General features: G+C 35.2%; 14 protein-coding genes. 5 read left to right on the top strand and 9 right to left on the bottom strand.

Going from position 1 to position 18789, the window contains the following annotated elements; all coding sequences use genetic code 11:
- Positions 1-2505: Ig-like domain-containing protein (locus FLB_RS14530; RefSeq protein WP_197488919.1), on the bottom strand; the 2505-nt coding region annotated here is incomplete at its 3' end.
- 574 nt (positions 2506-3079) lie between these two features.
- Positions 3080-4552: an IMP dehydrogenase gene (gene guaB / locus FLB_RS00805; RefSeq protein ID WP_064714068.1), complete on the bottom strand. Its 1473-nt coding sequence runs from the start codon at positions 4550-4552 to the stop codon at positions 3080-3082.
- 148 nt (positions 4553-4700) lie between these two features.
- On the opposite strand from guaB, the gene FLB_RS00800 reads away from it, so the two are divergent.
- Positions 4701-7211 (top strand): cation-translocating P-type ATPase, encoded by a 2511-nt coding sequence (locus FLB_RS00800; protein ID WP_064714067.1) that lies wholly within the window; start codon positions 4701-4703, stop codon positions 7209-7211.
- 111 nt (positions 7212-7322) lie between these two features.
- On the opposite strand, the gene FLB_RS00795 is transcribed toward FLB_RS00800, so the two are convergent.
- From FLB_RS00795 to FLB_RS00780, 4 genes are all read right to left on the bottom strand, one after another.
- Positions 7323-8726, bottom strand: coding sequence for a DUF5723 family protein (locus FLB_RS00795; RefSeq protein ID WP_064714066.1), 1404 nt, complete (start codon positions 8724-8726; stop codon positions 7323-7325).
- Positions 8723-9265: a hypothetical protein gene (locus tag FLB_RS00790; protein ID WP_064714073.1), complete on the bottom strand. Its 543-nt coding sequence runs from the start codon at positions 9263-9265 to the stop codon at positions 8723-8725. Before FLB_RS00790 ends, FLB_RS00795 begins: the two co-directional genes overlap by 4 nt.
- A 59-nt stretch (positions 9266-9324) precedes the next feature.
- Positions 9325-10188 carry a hydroxymethylglutaryl-CoA lyase gene (locus tag FLB_RS00785; RefSeq protein ID WP_064714065.1) on the bottom strand — a complete coding sequence of 288 codons (864 nt, stop codon included), beginning with the start codon at positions 10186-10188 and terminating at the stop codon, positions 9325-9327.
- Positions 10189-10333: 145 nt separating this feature from the next.
- On the bottom strand, positions 10334-11356 hold the full coding sequence (locus FLB_RS00780; RefSeq protein WP_064714064.1) for a quinone-dependent dihydroorotate dehydrogenase: 1023 nt from the start codon (positions 11354-11356) through the stop codon (positions 10334-10336).
- A gap of 129 nt (positions 11357-11485) precedes the next feature.
- Here FLB_RS00780 and pepT point away from each other — a divergent pair, with 129 nt between their 5' ends.
- Together pepT and FLB_RS00770 are read left to right on the top strand one after the other, a co-directional pair.
- Entirely contained in the window at positions 11486-12763 is a 1278-nt protein-coding gene (gene pepT / locus FLB_RS00775; RefSeq protein ID WP_064714063.1) for a peptidase T, read from the top strand.
- A 249-nt stretch (positions 12764-13012) separates the two neighbouring features.
- Positions 13013-13543 (top strand): hypothetical protein, encoded by a 531-nt coding sequence (locus FLB_RS00770; protein ID WP_064714062.1) that lies wholly within the window; start codon positions 13013-13015, stop codon positions 13541-13543.
- Between the two features lie 81 nt (positions 13544-13624).
- Here the strand turns inward: FLB_RS00770 and yajC are convergent, their stop codons facing one another.
- The 3 genes from yajC to FLB_RS00755 all read right to left on the bottom strand — a co-directional run bounded on the left by yajC (position 13625) and on the right by FLB_RS00755 (position 16175).
- Positions 13625-13897 (bottom strand): preprotein translocase subunit YajC, encoded by a 273-nt coding sequence (gene yajC / locus FLB_RS00765; RefSeq protein WP_064714061.1) that lies wholly within the window; start codon positions 13895-13897, stop codon positions 13625-13627.
- 67 nt (positions 13898-13964) lie between these two features.
- Complete coding sequence (nusB, locus tag FLB_RS00760) at positions 13965-14876, bottom strand: transcription antitermination factor NusB (RefSeq protein ID WP_064714072.1); 912 nt, start codon at positions 14874-14876, stop codon at positions 13965-13967.
- A 195-nt stretch (positions 14877-15071) separates the two neighbouring features.
- Positions 15072-16175, bottom strand: coding sequence for a Glu/Leu/Phe/Val family dehydrogenase (locus tag FLB_RS00755; protein WP_064714060.1), 1104 nt, complete (start codon positions 16173-16175; stop codon positions 15072-15074).
- 197 nt (positions 16176-16372) lie between these two features.
- Here FLB_RS00755 and FLB_RS00750 point away from each other — a divergent pair, with 197 nt between their 5' ends.
- Together FLB_RS00750 and FLB_RS00745 are read left to right on the top strand one after the other, a co-directional pair.
- Positions 16373-18151, top strand: a complete 1779-nt coding sequence (locus tag FLB_RS00750) for an ABC transporter ATP-binding protein (protein WP_064714059.1) — start codon at positions 16373-16375, stop codon at positions 18149-18151.
- 64 nt (positions 18152-18215) lie between these two features.
- Entirely contained in the window at positions 18216-18596 is a 381-nt protein-coding gene (locus FLB_RS00745) for a PUR family DNA/RNA-binding protein (protein WP_064714058.1), read from the top strand.
- Positions 18597-18789 lie beyond the last annotated feature (193 nt).

Raw genomic sequence — 18789 nt, 5'->3', positions numbered from 1 at the left:
ATCAATATCTGCATCCAATCCTGCTGTTGCATCAATATCAGTGATGACATTTCCTATAATAGAAACTGCATCTTCTAATCCGCTGTAAGCATTGTTTTCTGCAATTGGAGCGACGTTAACTGCTTTTACAGTAATGTTTTCTTTGGCTGTAGCAGATCCTCCTTTTCCATCATTAATAACATAAGAAAAACTTACCGATCCAATGTAATTCGAACTTGGAGTAAAGGTAATAACTCCCGCTACTGTTACATTCACTTTTCCATTTGTTACAGAAATTTCTTGAGCAATTCCTGAGGTTAACAATGTTCCGTTGATTGAAGTTATCGATAAGATATCTCCATCGACATCAGTATCTAAATCTAATGGCAACAATGTTACTGTGCCTTCTTTTAAAACCGTATATACATCATCAACAGCCACAGGTGCAGAATTAGAGTATGATAAAACTCCTGATGCTGTAACTAATTCACAAACATAATTTGTATCACCTACAAGTACTCTATATTTATTGTTTTTCATTGCCAAAGTCACACCAGTCAATTTTAAACTGGCCGTATTTGCATCAGCATATATACCTCCATTAACAATGTTTGACCAATTAGTCCCTCCATTTGTACTCTCTTGCCATTGATAGGTAGTAGATCCGGTCCCTCCAGAGACCGTTACAGAGAACGTAACATTACCACCAACTGTAGTAGTTTGAGTGGACGGATTGGTAAGTTTGAACGGAATTATTACATTAGTGTAAGATCCAGAATAAGGTGCTGCAACCGGACCATTAACTTTTCCAGTGGCATCTACTGTTGGAGTACCCACTCCAAAAACGCCACCATCACCTCCATCAGTAGTTTTAGAATTATAATATTCATTAGCATCAGAACAACCATCATTATCAGAATCTAAATCTAATTGATTTATTATTCCGTCTAAATCTGTATCATATCTATCATCAATTCCATCAGCGTTTGTATCCACAAAACCTGACACAAGTGGATTAAAATAATTTGGTGTTTTCGAACTACCTGTAAAGGCAAATGGATCAGGTAAACCTGCATGTTCAACTGTATCTAAAATACCATCATTATCATCATCCAAATCACAATTTTCTGGAACATTATCGGTATCATTATTCCCTACATAATTAGGATTTTCTACGGGGATATACAAAGAAATAGTTCCTCCTATAGCTCCATCTTGAGAACCATTTCTTGAAGCATCATCATGCTGCCCTCCTGTACCACCAGATGCTTGTAAAGTAACATTTGAGGGTAATGAAGCCAATGAATACAACAAAGCACCACCACCACCACCACCACCTGGGCCGTGCTTCACAATTGTTCCAATATCCTGACCATCACCACCTTTAGCACTAACAACAAGTGATGTAGTGAACTTTGGCGTTTTTAATACCACAGTCCCACCTGCACCGCCACCGCCACCGCCATCTGGATTCCCTTGAACGGTTACAGGAGTTGGTGATAAACCATCAGCAATAATTTTATATCCATTCCCAATTATTTCATTGGCAAAAACAATTACAATACCACCACCATCTGCTGCCGAAGAAGGATTACCTGTTGTTACAAATCCTGTACCCCCTGCGCCCCCAAGAAACACTTTATCATTAGGAAGAAAGGAAGCTAAAGCAACACCTCCAACACCTCCAGCTGCTGATGCAAATTCACACCAACGATTACCACCAGCTCCACCAGCTCCATAATTAGAGCCACCACCACCACCAGAATCACCAGCAACTCCAGCTCCGCCACCATTGGCTCTAGGGGCACGACCTCTTTCTGTGAGAGCATCATCAATAACGATTCCGTCTCCTTTAGTAAAAGATCCTCCATTTGAAGAGGGCAATACAAATTGTGTATTTGGATTAGTATTACAATTATCGAAATTAGATAAAGCATCAGTTTCCATTTTAATTCCTTCATATCCTTTTCCTGCAACATCAATATTTGCATTAAAAACTAATTTATCGGCACTGATAGCCAATACTCCTCCCGTTTTAGTTGCATCGGTCCAATCTTTTGCGGTTAGCGTGCCATCAATAGTTACTGTTCCAGTATATTTTGGAATCGTTACTACTTGCACTAGTCCAGCTACATTATATCGTTTAATCAAGGGATAACGAGGTGTTAACACATTGCCCACAATACTTGCAATTTCAAAAAACTCATAATTACCAGCATCATTAATAGCTGTTATACTTCCGCCAGCCGCTGAATTATTAGTATTAATTGTTGCCCCTTTCATTTGAATAATGAGGGCTTTGTCACCAACAGCCAATTTTGATGCATCTGCAACTGTAATTGTATGGGTACAATTTAAATCACAAACATTACAAACAGGTAGATTTACCCCAGTCACTGCAGTATAGGAATTAACAATTCCAGAAATTTTAGTTTGTGCATTAGTTATGAAACTAAACAAAAACAGCATTAAAAAAGGAAAATAAAAAAGTTTCGTTTCCTTATACCAAAAAGTAGTTTTGGACATAATTTAAAACATATTATATTAATTATTAATTAGTTAGTCAAAAAAAATAATTTAAAAAATTTAACATGTTTAAACCTGTTAATTATTTATAATTTATTTTTTGACAGCGCGAAATTAATCATAATTATATATAATATACATTTATTGAGAATTTTCATTAAAAAAAACCTGTTTTATCGACCAAATACAAATAACATCGATTAAATACAAAAAAAATAGAATAAAATTATTTTTTGATATTATATTTTAACAAGAATAACTGCTGTAATAAAATAAATATAAATGATCTAACACACCTCAAAAAAATAATTTTATAATCAATTCTTATACAATAAAATAAATAAAATTAATAGTAATTTTCATTCAAATAAATTTAAATCAAAACTATAAAAAAACATTAACTACATAAATACCAACAACTCTACTCTTAATTTATTTCATTAGAAACACAAGACATGTTATCAAAATAAAATGCAAAAAAAGTGCATTGAAACTCATTTCAATGCACTTTAAACTAAATTATGAAGCTATATATTTTTTACCTCATCATCATTTACTATTGGAAGCTAGAAAACTATCTAGAATAATTAGGAGCTTCTTTAGTGATGGTTACATTATGAGGATGGCTTTCGTTAATTCCACTAGCTGTGATTCTAACGAAACGACCCGTTTCTTTTAGAGTTGGAACATCTTTTGCACCACAATATCCCATACCCGCACGAAGTCCACCAATGAATTGTTGCATACTTTCGTTCAACTCTCCTTTGTAAGGTACTCGTCCAACGATTCCTTCAGGAACTAATTTCTTCACATCGTCCTCCACGTCTTGGAAATAACGATCTTTCGATCCTTCTTGCATGGCTTCAACGGAACCCATTCCTCTGTAGGATTTGAATTTTCTTCCTTCAAAAATAATGGTTTCACCTGGTGACTCTTTGGTTCCAGCCAATAATGATCCTAACATCACACAGTCAGCCCCAGCTGCAATTGCCTTAGGAATATCTCCTGTGTAACGAATTCCACCATCAGCAATAACTGGTACACCAGAACCTTTAATCGCAGCTGCTACTTCAAGCACGGCAGAAAACTGTGGAAAACCAACTCCAGCAACGATACGAGTCGTACAAATTGACCCCGGACCAATACCAACTTTAACACCATCAGCACCATTCTCAACTAAATACTGAGCAGCTTCAGGAGTAGCTATATTTCCAACAATAACATCAATTTGAGGGAATTTAGATTTCACTTCTTTTAATACATTAACCACTCCTTGGGTATGACCGTGAGCTGTATCAATAATAATAGCATCTACTCCTGCATGAACTAAAGCCTCGGCTCTTTGTACCGCATCTCCAGTAACTCCAATAGCAGCAGCTACACGCAAACGACCATAAATATCTTTATTAGCAATTGGTTTTTGAGTCAACTTAGTAATATCTCTAAAAGTAATCAAACCTACTAATTCATATTTATCATTAACTACAGGTAATTTTTCGATTTTATGACCTTGCAATACTACTTCAGCTTGTTCTAAAGAAGTGCCTTCTGCAACAGTAATTAGATTTTCTTTGGTCATTACTTCCACAATAGGTCTTGAAGTATTTTTTTCAAAACGCAAATCTCTATTAGTAACAATTCCTTTTAAAATTTTATGTTCATCCACAATTGGAATACCGCCAATACCGTATTCTTTCATCGCCATCTTAGCATCAGCAACGGTAGAGGTCAAAGGCAAAGTAACCGGATCGATAATCATTCCTGACTCTGCTCTTTTTACTTTTCGCACTTTGGCTGCTTGTTGCTCGATGGTCATATTCTTATGCAACACACCAATACCTCCTTCTTGAGCCATAGCAATAGCCATAGCGCTTTCCGTTACAGTATCCATAGCAGCAGATACAATAGGCACGTTTAAAGTTATGTTTCTTGAAAATTGTGATTGGATACTCACTTCGCGTGGCAAAACGCTAGAGTAATTAGGAACTAATAATACATCATCGTAAGTTAAACCTTCGCCGATAATCTTGGAATTGTGTGCTTTCATGGTGCAATTTCTAGTTGAATTGCGTGCAAATATAGATAATCTTAAGCAAAAAAACACCTAAACTACACATTAATTGATTAAATTGCAGGAATTGGAACTTTTGCTACTATTTTTTTCAAAAGTCAAAATCCAAAAAACTTCGATCATTATGACTGAATCCAATACTATCGCAATTCAAGGGCTTTCCTCAGAAGATGTAATTGCTTCTAGAACAAAAAACGGTACCAATACAACCGATCATCAAGAAAAAAACAACTTTTTACAATCACTTTTTGAGTTAGTAAAGGAACCCATGTTTTTATTATTGATTACAGCTACTAGCATTTATTTTATTACTACTGAATACAATAATGGAATTTTTATGCTTCTGGCTATTATTTTAGTCGTATCGATTTCTTTGTTTCAAGAATCCAAAAGCAGAAATGCCATTGAAGCATTATCTAAACTAACACAACCCAAAAGCAAAGTCATTCGAAATGGTGTTGTTGTTGAAATTCCGAGTGAAGAAATTGTACTAAATGATTATGTTCAGATTGAAGAAGGAACTTTTGTTCCCGCCGATGGAATCATCATACAATCCAATGACTTTTCGGTTAATGAATCCATATTAACAGGGGAGTCTTTATCCATTTTTAAAAGTGAACTTTCCGAAGACAAACAGGTCTACCAAGGCACCATAGTAGCAAGCGGATTAGCTATTTGCCAAGTTACCTCCATTGGAAGTCAAACGCAATTGGGTAAAATTGGGAAAAGTCTAGATAACATCACCGAAGAAAAAACACCTTTACAAATTCAAATCAGCAATTTTGTCACTTATATTTCTTTGATTGGTTTGGTGGCTTTTATCATTGTATGGGGAATTAATTATTGGAATTCTAAACTAATTTTAGACAGCTTACTTAAAGCATTAACCCTCGCTATGAGTATTATCCCCGAAGAAATCCCTGTAGCTTTCACCACTTTTATGGCGCTTGGCGCTTGGCGATTACTTCGAATGGGAATTATTGTAAAACAGACCAAAACAGTAGAAACTTTAGGAAGTGCTACCGTAATATGTACTGACAAGACAGGCACGATCACCGAAAACAAAATGAGTCTTGCAGAATGGTTTACGCTTGACACCACAACTGTAACCGAAATCCATCCCAATTTAAACCCCAAAGAACAAGAACTTATTAAGGCCGCAATGTGGGCGAGCGAACCCATTCCGTTTGACGCTATGGAAATAGCATTGCATGAAGCCTACACCAACTCCATTGCAACAGACGAACGTCCTCTATATAAAATGATTCACGAATATCCTTTGAGTGGAAAACCACCCATGATGACACATTTATTCGAAAACAAAGAAGGAGTGCGAATTATTGCAGCCAAGGGAGCCCCAGAAGCTATAATTGCCTATTCAAAACTATCGGAATCTGAAAAAGAAAAAATCAACACAGCTTTTCTCTCAATGACAAAAAAGGGCTTTCGAGTGTTGGGCGTTGGAACAACTGATTTTAAGGGAACCAATTTCCCTAAAATACAACAAGAATTCGAGCTAAATTTCAAGGGGCTAGTTGCCTTTTATGATCCTCCAAAAAAGAACATCAAAGCAGTTCTAGAAACTTTTTACAAAGCTGGAATTGCCGTAAAAATAATTACCGGAGATAATGCCGAAACCACAGCCACCATTGCGAAACAAATTGGCTTTAAAAACCCTGAAAAAATACTCAATGGAGACGAATTAATGACCATGAGTCCCGCTACATTGAAAGAAAAAGTAATGGAAACTACTATTTTTACGAGAATGTTTCCAGAGGCAAAGCTCAAAATCATTCAAGCGCTAAAAGACAATAATCAAATTGTAGCTATGACAGGAGATGGTGTAAACGATGGCCCTGCGTTAAAATCAGCGCACATCGGAATTGCTATGGGCAAAAAAGGAACAGAAATTGCCAAACAAGCCGCAAACTTGATTTTGGTTGACGATGATTTTTCTAAAATGACAGACGCCATTGCGATGGGAAGAAAAATCTATATGAATCTTAAAAAAGCCATTCGCTACATTATCTCTATCCATATTCCTATTATCTTAATTGTGATTATCCCCTTAGCTTTAGGATGGCTGTACCCAAACATATTCTCGCCTGTTCACATTATCTTCTTAGAAATGATCATGGGTCCTACCTGCTCTATCATTTATGAAAATGAACCCATGGAAGACAATCTCATGACACAAAAACCAAGACCGCTAAGCACTACTTTTTTTAGTTGGAAAGAAATTACCATTAGTCTAATTCAAGGACTATGGATTACTGCAGGATTATTGGTCGTTTACCAATTTGCTGTAATCAATCAGTATAGCGAAAGCAGTACCCGAACTATGGTATTTTTGACTTTGATTTTTTCGAACGTGTTCTTAACACTAGCCAATCGCTCTTTTTATTATTCGGTACTAACTACTTGGAAATACAAGAATAATCTAGTCCTATTGATCATTGGCATCACACTTTTCATTACTGCACTTTTACTTTTTATTCCAGCATTATCTAAATTTTTCCTATTCGAAAAAATTACATTTATTCAAATCGGATGGTGCACGCTAGTAGCAGTAATTGCAGTCTTTTGGATTGAAATTTATAAATTCTTCAAAAGAAGGAAGAGCTTAAAAATCTAAATTTCAAGAAAAAAATCCCAAATTCCAGTTATGATTTTGGAATTTGGGATTAACTATTTAGGATTTAGAATTTGGGATTCATTTAGAATTTGGAATTTATTTATTCAATTATTATTCCCCTTCTTTTTCCTCGTCAAAAATAAGATTAAATCCTAATTGAAAAGAGGCACCCTGAGCCTTGGCCACATCTTGAAGTTCTAGTAAATTATCTGCCATCAAATAAAAATTGACGGGACCCATTTGAGTTGACAATCCTAAACCAACATTCCTACTCGAAAAAGAATCTACTGTATACGTAGCTTTTGCCTCTAAACCCGTAAAAAGTTTCTTTCTATAAAAAGCGGTCAAAGCCATCATTGGCGCTCTTGGTGTAGACATAGCAAAATATTGTAATCCAACGGAGTTATTGTAATTTTCAGTTCCATCGTCTGGTTTACAATTGCAGCTTTCTTCTTCAGTCTGCCCGAAAGAATATTGTGCCGAAGCATTAAATTTAACCGGCCTCCAAGAAGTATAACTTCCATAAAGCGTATCTCTCGGAAAGGCCTTTTCAAACTCTTCTGTAACATTATTGCCACCTGTCCCAGAAAAAAAATCAGGAAGTATTCCTTGATATTTATAGATCCCTTTAGCCGTGTAGCTTTCCACTTCTTTTGTATGACGAATAAAGCCTATATCCAATATACTAGCTGTAATTTGAATGTCTTTTTTGGGATAATATGTTATTCCAGCATCAAAACCCAGACCTAGGTTCCCTCCTAAAAATGCTCTTTTTTGTATGTCCTTAACGATATCTGAATCGTCTCCTTTGTCATCATATTTTGCAATTCCAGAGGTATTTAAGAGCATATTCGCAGAGATAATCTGTTCATACACTGTATTTCCCGAAAAAGGAACCGTGAACAAATAGCCTGAGTTCTTGGTAGAACGAGCATCGAAAATACTTGAATAAATCTTCCCCCGAACACCTACAATTATTTTTTTATTGATTTTTTTATTGTATCCCACATGAAAAACACTCAACATTTCGGCTCGTGCACTCAAATCGCTTAGATTAAAATATTTTCCTAAGTAATTCTGATTACCATCTAAGGCTAAAATTGCTAGATCCTTTGGAACATAACTCAACACATCTACTTCTTCATACATTCCAAAAGAAATATACGCGGTATTATTCCAATCACCTACTTTAAATCCTCCCTGAAAAACCTCCAATTGCTGATTCAAACTTACTTTGTCATTTCTTGAAGTTGAAAAAATGACATTACGCAATTTGGTATTAAAATTTACGCCATTATTTGCAAACAAATCATAGGCCGAAAAACCAGTCGAGCCCACATTAGCTGAAATCCCAGACAACAAAGGAATGCCAGCATACCATCTATACGATACATCAGCCCCTGGATTTAAAGATAGGGATTGCGGGATTGCCTTAAAATTATACAAAACGGCTTTGTTTTGAGCCAAAAAAACAGTTACAAAAAAAAGCAGTACAATCGTTGTTATTTTTCTCATTGAATATCGAAATAGGCGGTTACACTAGAACGTAATTTCAAATTCCCTGTACTCGTACTAGTTAGTGGTGGCCCAGGAAGTAAGGCAACAACAAAAGCAATTTTTTTGGTTTGTTTCAAGGCATCTAGGTTAGCGCCTACAAAAGTTTCGTTTTTTATTGTAACATTAGTAGCTCCTGCATAAGCTGGAATGTCTATTGGTATTGAAAATAGTGGAGCGTTTGCTTTATCTAGAAAAACAAGCCGTAAGACAAAAGCTCTGTTTATGGTATTATTTACTTCGAAACACAAATCAGCTTTGACCAAATTATCTTTTAAAAAACTACCATTAAACACACCCACATCAGGCGTATCAATAGAAATAGCTTGTTCTGTCCCGTTATTTACAAGCTTATTCGCAGCCACATCAAAACTTGATAAATTAGCGACAACCACAGGTTGCAACTCTAGGTCATTTACTTGATTAAAATCGAGATCGCTACTACACGATAAAGAAAATAGCAATGCAAAAAATCCGAGTAGGGTTTGGGTTACTTTCATTATTTCATTTTTATTTACTTCTATTCCAAACGAATAGATCATTAGTTTAGTACATTTTACTAGTGAAACTCCCCAAACAATTTCGAGGCTTCGTTATAAGCACTTTCAAAACTCATAGCGCTCAAATTGGTGTTTTCTTTTTTTGAGGTAAAATAAGAAAGCAATTTTTCGGTTGGCATATTTCCTGTCAAACGATCAGTAGCCATAGGACAACCACCAAAACCCTGAATCGCTCCATCAAATCGTCTACAACCAGCATGATAAGCGGCATCTATCTTTTCAAACCATTTATCAGGAGTAGTATGCAAATGTGCTCCAAACTCTATTGATGGGTACTTCGGAATCAAATTGGAAAACAAATGCGTAATAACTTCAGGCGTTGAACTACCAACCGTATCAGACAAGGAAAGAATCTTCACCCCCATTTGCGCCAGACGTTCCGTCCATTCGCCCACAATTTCTTCATTCCAAGGATCACCATAAGGATTTCCAAATCCCATAGAAAGATAGGCAATCACTTCCTTATTGTGTTGTTCTGCAATTTCGAGAATTTCTTGTAAGGTAACCAAAGACTCAGCAATGGTTTTGTGTGTGTTTCGCATTTGAAAATTCTCAGAAATCGAGAAAGGAAAACCCAAATATTGAATGGGTTGATGGGAAGCGGCATCTTTAGCTCCTTGAACATTGGCGATAATGGCTAACAATTTACTGTCCGTTTTGGATAAATCCAGTTGTTCTAAAACCGCAGCCGTATCTTGCATTTGAGGAATTGCCTTTGGAGAAACAAAACTTCCAAAATCAATACTATCAAAACCCACCCGTAATAATGCCTGAATATAAGACACTTTTCTAGCAGTAGGAATAAATGTTTTTATTCCTTGCATCGCATCACGTGGGCATTCGATAATTTTAATTGGCTCCATATACTTCAAAGATAAAAAAAGGAATTAAAGTACAAAGCCGAAAAGTAAGAAAGTGATTAGCAATTGGTGTTTAGCTAAAATTTTAGAACAAACCAAAAACAAAACATTTGTATTGATTTTATCTGAATTTTTCGAAAAAGAAACACTATTTCCTTTGCTCCAAAATAGCTTTATTGATTGCTTTTACCAAAGCTGGGCCTTCATAAATAAAACCTGTGTACAATTGAATCAAACTAGCCCCAGCAGCTAATTTCTCCATTGCATCTTCGGCTGAATGAATTCCCCCTACCCCAATGATTGGAAAAGCACGATTGCTTTTTTCGGCCAAAAAACGAATCACCTCTGTTGAGCGATTCGTTAAGGGTTTACCTGACAATCCACCTGTTTCCGCTTTCGCTTCAGACAAAAGGCCTTCGCGAGAAAGCGTAGTATTGGTGGCAATTAAACCCGCGATTTTAGTTACGGCCATAATATCAATGATATCTAGTAACTGCTCATCTGTTAAGTCAGGTGCAATTTTTAGTAAAATTGGCTTAGGATTTACTTTAGCTACGTTTTTATTTTGTAATGTTTGTAGTAATTGCGTCAACGGTTCTTTGTCTTGTAACGCTCTTAAATTTGGAGTATTAGGCGAACTTACATTGACCACAAAATAATCCACATAATCGTATAAAGCATCAAAACAAATTTCATAATCCGAAGTAGCTTCTTCGTTGGGCGTTACTTTATTTTTACCAATATTCCCTCCAATAAGCACATTGGTATTTGACTTTAAACGCTCTACTGCTTCTAAAACACCTCCGTTATTAAATCCCATTCGATTAATAATGGCTTGATCTGCTTTCAATCGAAACAACCTTTTTTTAGGATTTCCTTCTTGACCTTTTGGTGTTAAGGTACCTATTTCGATAAATCCAAAACCAAAATTCGAAAGTTCTTTATAAAGCGTAGCATCTTTATCAAAACCTGCGGCTAAACCTACTGGATTTTTGAACTTTAAACCAAAAACTTCGGTCTCTAAACGCGTGTCATTCACTTCATAAAGTGCTCTAAAAATTGCTTTAAATCCTGGGATTTTAGAAGCTATTCTAATTAAGGAGAAGGTAAAATAATGTACTTTTTCTGGATCAAAACAAAAAAGTATCGGGCGAATCAGTAATTTATACATAGTAGTAAGTTGTGTAGTGCAAAAGTAAAGAAATGATTTCAAAAACGAACAAAAAAGTAACATTGAAGCCTTGCTTTTAATCAAAAAAAAGACTCAAAATACTTATCTTTGCCCCCAAAAATAATCACCATGCAACACATTATTGATCGTTTTGTAAGTTATGTAACTGTTGATACCGAATCTGATCCAAATTCTGAAACTACCCCAAGTAGTGCCAAACAGTGGGATCTTGCCCATAAACTAGTGGAGGAACTCCAACAAATTGGACTACAAGATGTGACTATTGATGACAAAGCTTATATTATGGCAACTTTGCCAAGTAATATTGACAAAAAAGTTCCAACTATTGGCTTTATTGCTCATTTTGATACTACGCCAGATTTCACTGGTGCCAATGTAAAACCTCAAATTGTACGCAATTACGACGGAAAAGACATCGTACTAAACGAAGCACAAAACATCGTTCTTTCTCCAAAATATTTCAAAGATTTGTTGCAATACAAAGGACAAACCTTAATCACCACTGATGGAACTACGCTTCTAGGAGCTGATGACAAAGCTGGAATCACCGAGATTGTTACCGCTATGGAATTTTTAATTCAAAATCCAGAAATCCAACACGGAACCATCAAAATTGGTTTTACTCCAGATGAAGAAATTGGCCGTGGCGCTCATCATTTTGACGTAGAAAAATTTGGCGCAGATTGGGCCTATACGATGGACGGAAGCCAAGTTGGCGAATTAGAATATGAAAATTTCAATGCCGCAGGGGCTAAAATTACCTTCAAAGGAAAAAGCGTACATCCGGGTTATGCTAAGGGAAAAATGATCAATTCAATGCTTATCGCTAATGATTTTATTTCGGATTTACCAAAAGGGGAAACTCCACAAGAAACCAGAGGTTATGAAGGTTTTTTTCATGTACACCATTTAAAAGGTAGTATCGAAGAAACCGTTTTAGAATTAATCATCAGAGATCACTCCAAGAAAAAGTTTGAAAAAAGAAAAGAGTTGATCGAGAAGATGGTGCAAAAAATCAATAAAAAATTTGCTAAACAATTTGGCGAACCCATAGCCAAAGCTGAGATCAAAGATCAATACTACAATATGAAGGAAAAAGTGTTACCCGTAAAACACATTGTAGACATTGCGGAAGAAGCCATGAAACAAGTTGGAGTAAAACCAATTATTAAACCTATTCGTGGCGGAACCGATGGCTGTCAATTATCCTATAAAGGATTGCCTTGCCCAAATATTTTTGCAGGTGGTCACAACTTCCACGGTAAATACGAATATGTTCCTGTAGAAAGCATGCAAAAAGCAATTGATGTTATTGTAAAAATTGCCCAGCTTACCTCAAGTACTGATTTTGAGAATCCCGCACCAAAATCCAGACGTAAAAGATAATTAACAACATATTTCTGGCCCAAAGATCAAGATGGTCTTCGAAATTACTACCTCCAATAAGTCAATGAACTTTTTGGAGGTTTTTTTTATTATTGTTAGTCCCATTTTTATTCTAAACCCAATTAAAAACTTAACATTGGAACCGTATTAAAATGATTACATTTGTTAACGATTAAGAAATATTGTATTAACATTAAGTTATAATTAGTGTTTTTTCAACATAAAGCTCTCCATTAAACAAACCACATTATGATAGAAAAAAAAGAAGATAATCCCGTTTCTGAAACAACACCTTCAGCAACAACAGAAATACCTAAAGTTGAAAAAACTGTTGTCCAAAAAAGAAGAACTGCGCGAACTACAACCACAACAGCAACCACTGACAAACCTGAAGTAACAAAAACAGCAGTTGCAACTCCAAAACCTAGAGCAAGCAAAGCAAAAGTTACTACTCAAGACAACACCAGTACTTCAGTTCCGGCAACAAGTAGTGTAGAAGAAGAAAAAAAAGAAGAACTAGAAATAGGTACGGATGAAAAGGCAGGAGAAAAGTCAAAAGACAAAAAAAAGAAAAAAAACAAAGTAAAAATGAGCGAAAAGGAAAAGGAAAAAGCCAAAAAAGCTAAAGCAAAAGAGAAGGCTAAAGCAAAAGCCAAGAAAGCCAAAAAGACCAAAAAAGACAAAGCCAAAAAGGCAAAAGTAAAAGCTAAAGCTAAAGAGAAAAAAGCAAAAGCAAAGGCAAAAAAAGCTAAGAAAAACAAAAAGAACAAAAAGAAATAAACTAATTGTTCCAAACTAAAAAAAATCCCAAATTACTAATTAATTAGAATTTGGGATTTTTTTATTCGATTAGCAAATCTACTATTTCTTAGCCAATGCAGCGCTCATTTCCATAGATATTGCAGAACGCTCCATTTTTAATTTTCCTGACATGGTTTCGATTATCACTGTAGTTTCAGCTAATTCAGCAATTTTTCCATGCAATCCGCTTTTGGTAACGATTTTATCTCCTACTTTTAAACTGCTTTCAAATTCTTTTTCGTTTTTAGCACGCTTTTGTTGTGGTCTAATCATGAAGAAATAAATCACCACAAACATCAATAAAAACGGTAAAAACTGTTGTAATTGTCCCATAATAAAAATCTTAATTTGTTATTTTTTTGTTTTTGCTTATTTAACGTTAAAAGTTGCTTGAAATAGACTACATCAACCCTCGACCAACTTTTACCAATTTCTTGCTTTCAGTCAATTCTTTCACTAGGTTATCTAAAATACCGTTGATAAAAATACTACTTTTTGGTGTAGAATACTCTTTTGCTATTTCTAAATATTCATTCAAAGTAACTTTTACTGGAATCGATGGAAATTTTAAGAACTCACAAATGGCCATTTTCAAGATGATGGTATCGATTTCTGCAATACGATCACTATCCCAATTAGGCGTTTTGTCATCATAAGCCTTAGCTAATTCTCTTTCATTAAGCGTCGTTTTTCGGAACAAATCACGAACAAAATCTTTGTCTTCGGTATCCTTGTATAATTTTGGTACTCTAAAATTATCTTCTTCTAAAGGCTTCAATGCTTTTAATTGCTTCAAAATTTGAGTATTCACCATCGGAATATCATCAATCCAAGTCAATTTATCATCCTCTAGATACTCGTATAATTTTTCATTAGGCACGATAATTTCTTCAAAAACAGCCGCAATAAATTCTTTATCTTCTTCAAAAGTATTGACCGCATTGCTCATGTATTTAGCATACAATTTGCTTTCTTTTATCGCATTAAGCAAAATAATAATGTAATCATCATTCAATGACCAAGTATTAATTTTGCGATTTTCCATAGCAATGCTCAAAGAATTGTTTTCAGCCAAAATCTGAAAAACAGCATTTTTGATAAATTTTTCGTTGGGTTTGCGTTCTTGAGGAGTCGCAAGGTGTTTTTGACTTGATAAATGCAAAAAGACTTGTTCTTTTTTACAAATTTCTAATAATGATGACACCATTGTAAGGTATAAATCTAGAATATTATCAATGCTATAAAAAAGAAATTTCTCTTCTTTTTCTAGATTATCAGAGCCGTTTTGATGCATAGCATAAATAGATTGCATGACTTTAACGCGTATGTGTCTTCTGTTTACCACCTTGTAAGAACTTTTAAAAATTAGTCCGCAAAATTAAGGATTTCATCGCTGAAATGAAAATTTGAAGAGAATTTTATTTTATAAATAAAAAAGTGTCCCAATTACTAAAAGATTCAAAAAAAACCTCTTCATAATTGAGACACTAAAAATTTATAAAAGCTATTATTTGCTGTTCGCTAGTTTTCTTTCCGCAATACGTTGTTGCGCAATAGTCAATGCTGCTTGGTGTGTGGTCATTTTGTTAGCAATTGCAAAATCAAAAATCTCTAAAGTAGTATTGTAAATATTTTCGGTTTTAGCCATAATTTCTGCTTTACCGTAATGCGCTAATTCTGCATATACATTAATGATTCCTCCTGCGTTGATCAAGAAATCTGGCGCATACAAAATACCTCTCTCTTGCAAAATAGCACCGTGAACTACTTCATTAGCCAACTGATTATTAGCAGCTCCTGCAATTACTTTTGCTTTAATTTTATGAATAGTTGCGTCATTAATAGTAGCTCCCATTGCACATGGCGCATAGATATCAACCTCTTCAGCATACACATCATTTCCTGAATAAACAGTTGCATTGTATTTTTTTCCTACTTCATATAGACGTTCTTCGTTGATGTCTGAAATGGTTACTAAAGCTCCTTCTTTGGTTAGATATTCAACCAAAGCTTCTCCAACGTGACCAATTCCTTGCACTAAAACTTTTTTACCAGTTAATACGTCAGAACCAAATTGTTGTTTAGCTGCTGCTTTCATCCCCATATAAACTCCAAAAGCCGTTACAGGAGAAGGGTTTCCTGCCCCACCTCTTTCTTCTGAAATTCCAGTTACATAAGGCGTGACATCTCTCACAAGATCCATGTCGGCGGTTTCCATCCCTACATCTTCTGCTGTGATATATCTTCCACTTAAAGAATGTACGAACTCACCAAACTTACGCATCAATTCTGGCGTTTTTTGCGTTTTGGCATCACCAATAATTACTGCTTTTCCTCCACCAATATTTAAACCGGTAATTGCTGATTTAAAAGTCATTCCGCGTGACAAACGCAAAACATCATTCAAAGCTTCCCACTCATTGCTATAATTAAACATTCTTGTACCACCCAAAGCTGGCCCCATTACCGAATTATGAATACCAATTATTGCTTTTAATCCAGTATCTTTGTCGTTGCAAAATACAATTTGTTCATGGTCGTCGAATGATATTTGACCAAAAACAGGATCCATTTTTTGAATTTCCTTAGCAGTTGCTATTGTTGCATTCATAAGCGTGTTGATTTTATTATTTTACAAATTTGATAAAATTCCGATTCAAAAATATAAAATAATAAAATATAACCTAATTTAAAAACAATATTTTGATAATATCATAAATTTTTAGCGGACACTACGAAGTAATCGCTTTACTTTTTTTAACAAAAAAGTAACAATAGAATAAGAAACAAGTCCGAATCTCAAAAAAAATGAAAGAATTACGCTATTTAGACAAATACTTTTTAAAATACAAATACAGTTTTTCGATTGGTATTTTAATCACAATTATCGCACAAATATTTTCCTTATTTACTCCAAAATTGATTAGCAGCTCTCTTGATGCTATCGAAAAATTCGATAAACTTTCTACTATAGAAAAATCATCTACAATGGTGATTGGTCAATATCGTGAAGAACTCCTTCACAACGTTTTACTAATTATTGCTACAACAATTTTGGCAGGTTTTTTAACCTTTTTAATGCGACAAACACTAATTGTTATGTCGCGCCATATTGAATTTGATTTAAAAAACGAAGTGTTTCGCCAATACGAAAACCTTTCACAAAACTTCTACAAACAAAACCGCACAGGCGATCTGATGAATCGTATCAGTGAGGATGTCTCAAAAGTGCGAATGTACGTTGGCCCGGCGGTCATGTATACCATCAATACCTTTATTCGATTTGCCATTGTAATTGCTTATATGTACAATGTTTCGCCTAGGTTAACGCTTTACACTTTGCTCCCCCTTCCTCTATTGTCGTATGCCATTTTCAAACTAAGTTCAGAAATCAACATTCGCAGTACCGTTTTTCAACAATATTTATCTAAAGTTTCGAGTTTTACTCAAGAAATTTTCTCAGGAATTCGAGTGATCAAAGCCTATTCACTAGAAGATCAACAACAAAACAACCTCATCTCGCTAGCAGAAGAAAGCAAAAGTAAAAGTTTGAATCTAGCGAGAGTACAATCCCTTTTTGGACCTTTGATGCTAGCTTTGATTGGCATAAGTAACTTAGTGGTTATCTATTTTGGTGGAATGTTATACATCAACGGAACCATAAAAAGCATTGGTACCATCGCAGAATTCATCCTGTATGTCAATATGTTAACCTGGCCAGTTGCTTCTTTGGGTTGGGTTTCGTCTATGGTACAAGAGGCTGAGGCTTCTCAAAAACGATTGAACGAGTTCTTAAAAATCGTTCCTGACATTCAAAATAACAATCCAAATTCTAGCACAATAGAAGGTCAAATCGCTTTCGAAAACGTAAGCTACACCTATGAAGATACCAATATTGAAGCACTCAAAAACGTTTCTTTTACCGTAAAGAAAGGAGAAACACTGGCTATACTTGGTAAAACCGGCTCGGGAAAATCAACCCTTTTGTCGCTCATCTCTCGAATGCACGACGTAACCGAAGGCCAAGTAAAAATTGACGAAAAAGAAATCAGTCAATTGAATTTATTCGACATAAGAAACAGCATCGGAATTGTACCTCAAGACGCCTTTCTATTCTCGGATAGCATCAAAAACAACATCAAGTTTGGTAAAGAAAATGCCTCCGACGACGAAGTTATTGAAGCAGCCAAAAGCGCTGTTGTTCATGACAATATCGAAGGATTCAACAAAGGCTACGACACCATTTTGGGCGAACGCGGCATCACTTTGTCTGGCGGACAAAAACAACGCGTTTCTATAGCCAGAGCCATCATCAAAAATCCAGAGATTTTACTTTTTGACGACTGTCTTTCAGCAGTAGACACCGAAACCGAAGAAGCAATTTTGAACAATCTATTCGAAATTTGCAAAGACAAAACCACCATAATTGTAAGCCACAGAGTTTCTTCCGCAAAAAATGCTGACAAAATCATCATTCTTGAAAACGGAAAAATAATCCAGCAAGGCTCTCATAATCAATTAATAAATGAAAAAGGCTATTATGCAGCGCTCTATTTAAAACAACTTTCAGAAAAAGAATTACAATAAATGTTGTTTTATCAATAATTTTTTATGATTTTTGATTGCTATTTATAAAAGGATCGAAAGAATTATGAGAGAAAATGACATGCTAGAAAAAGAAGAAATTTACTCTAAAGTGCTTCGCGCTGGAAGAAGAACGTATTTCTTTGATGTTAGAGCCACAAAGGCTGACGATTACTACATTACCATTACCGAAAGCAAAAAATTTACTGAAGAAGATGGCTCTTTCCATTTCAAAAAACACAAGATTTACTTGTACAAAGAGGATTTTGCAGCCTTCGAAGAAATTTTAAGCGACATGACTTCTTACATTTTAAACCACAAAGGCGAAGAAGTAATTTCGGAAAGACACCAAAAAGATTTCAAAAGAGATTTCTCAAACGAAACAGTAGAAAGCGAAAATACCCCAAAAGTATCTAGTTTTACGGATATCGATTTTGATGACATCTAAAATCAATTAAACAATTATCTAAGTCCAAAAGTCAACTGATTTTTGGATTTTTTTTTGGAGCACAAGTCCACGCAATCCTTCACGCCTCGTCCTGCTGTACGCTATATCTTGCTGAGGCTCAAAAAAGAGCCCCAACAAGGATGCCGCTCCCATCAGGGCTAAAAATCAGGTCTATTTTTCATAACATCTTCCA

It is taken from the genome of Flavobacterium succinicans (genome assembly GCF_001662485.1).
Taxonomy (GTDB): domain Bacteria; phylum Bacteroidota; class Bacteroidia; order Flavobacteriales; family Flavobacteriaceae; genus Flavobacterium; species Flavobacterium succinicans_A.
The sequence above is the reverse complement of the archived record's forward strand: the minus strand, read 5'-3'. Positions and strand labels throughout refer to the sequence as shown.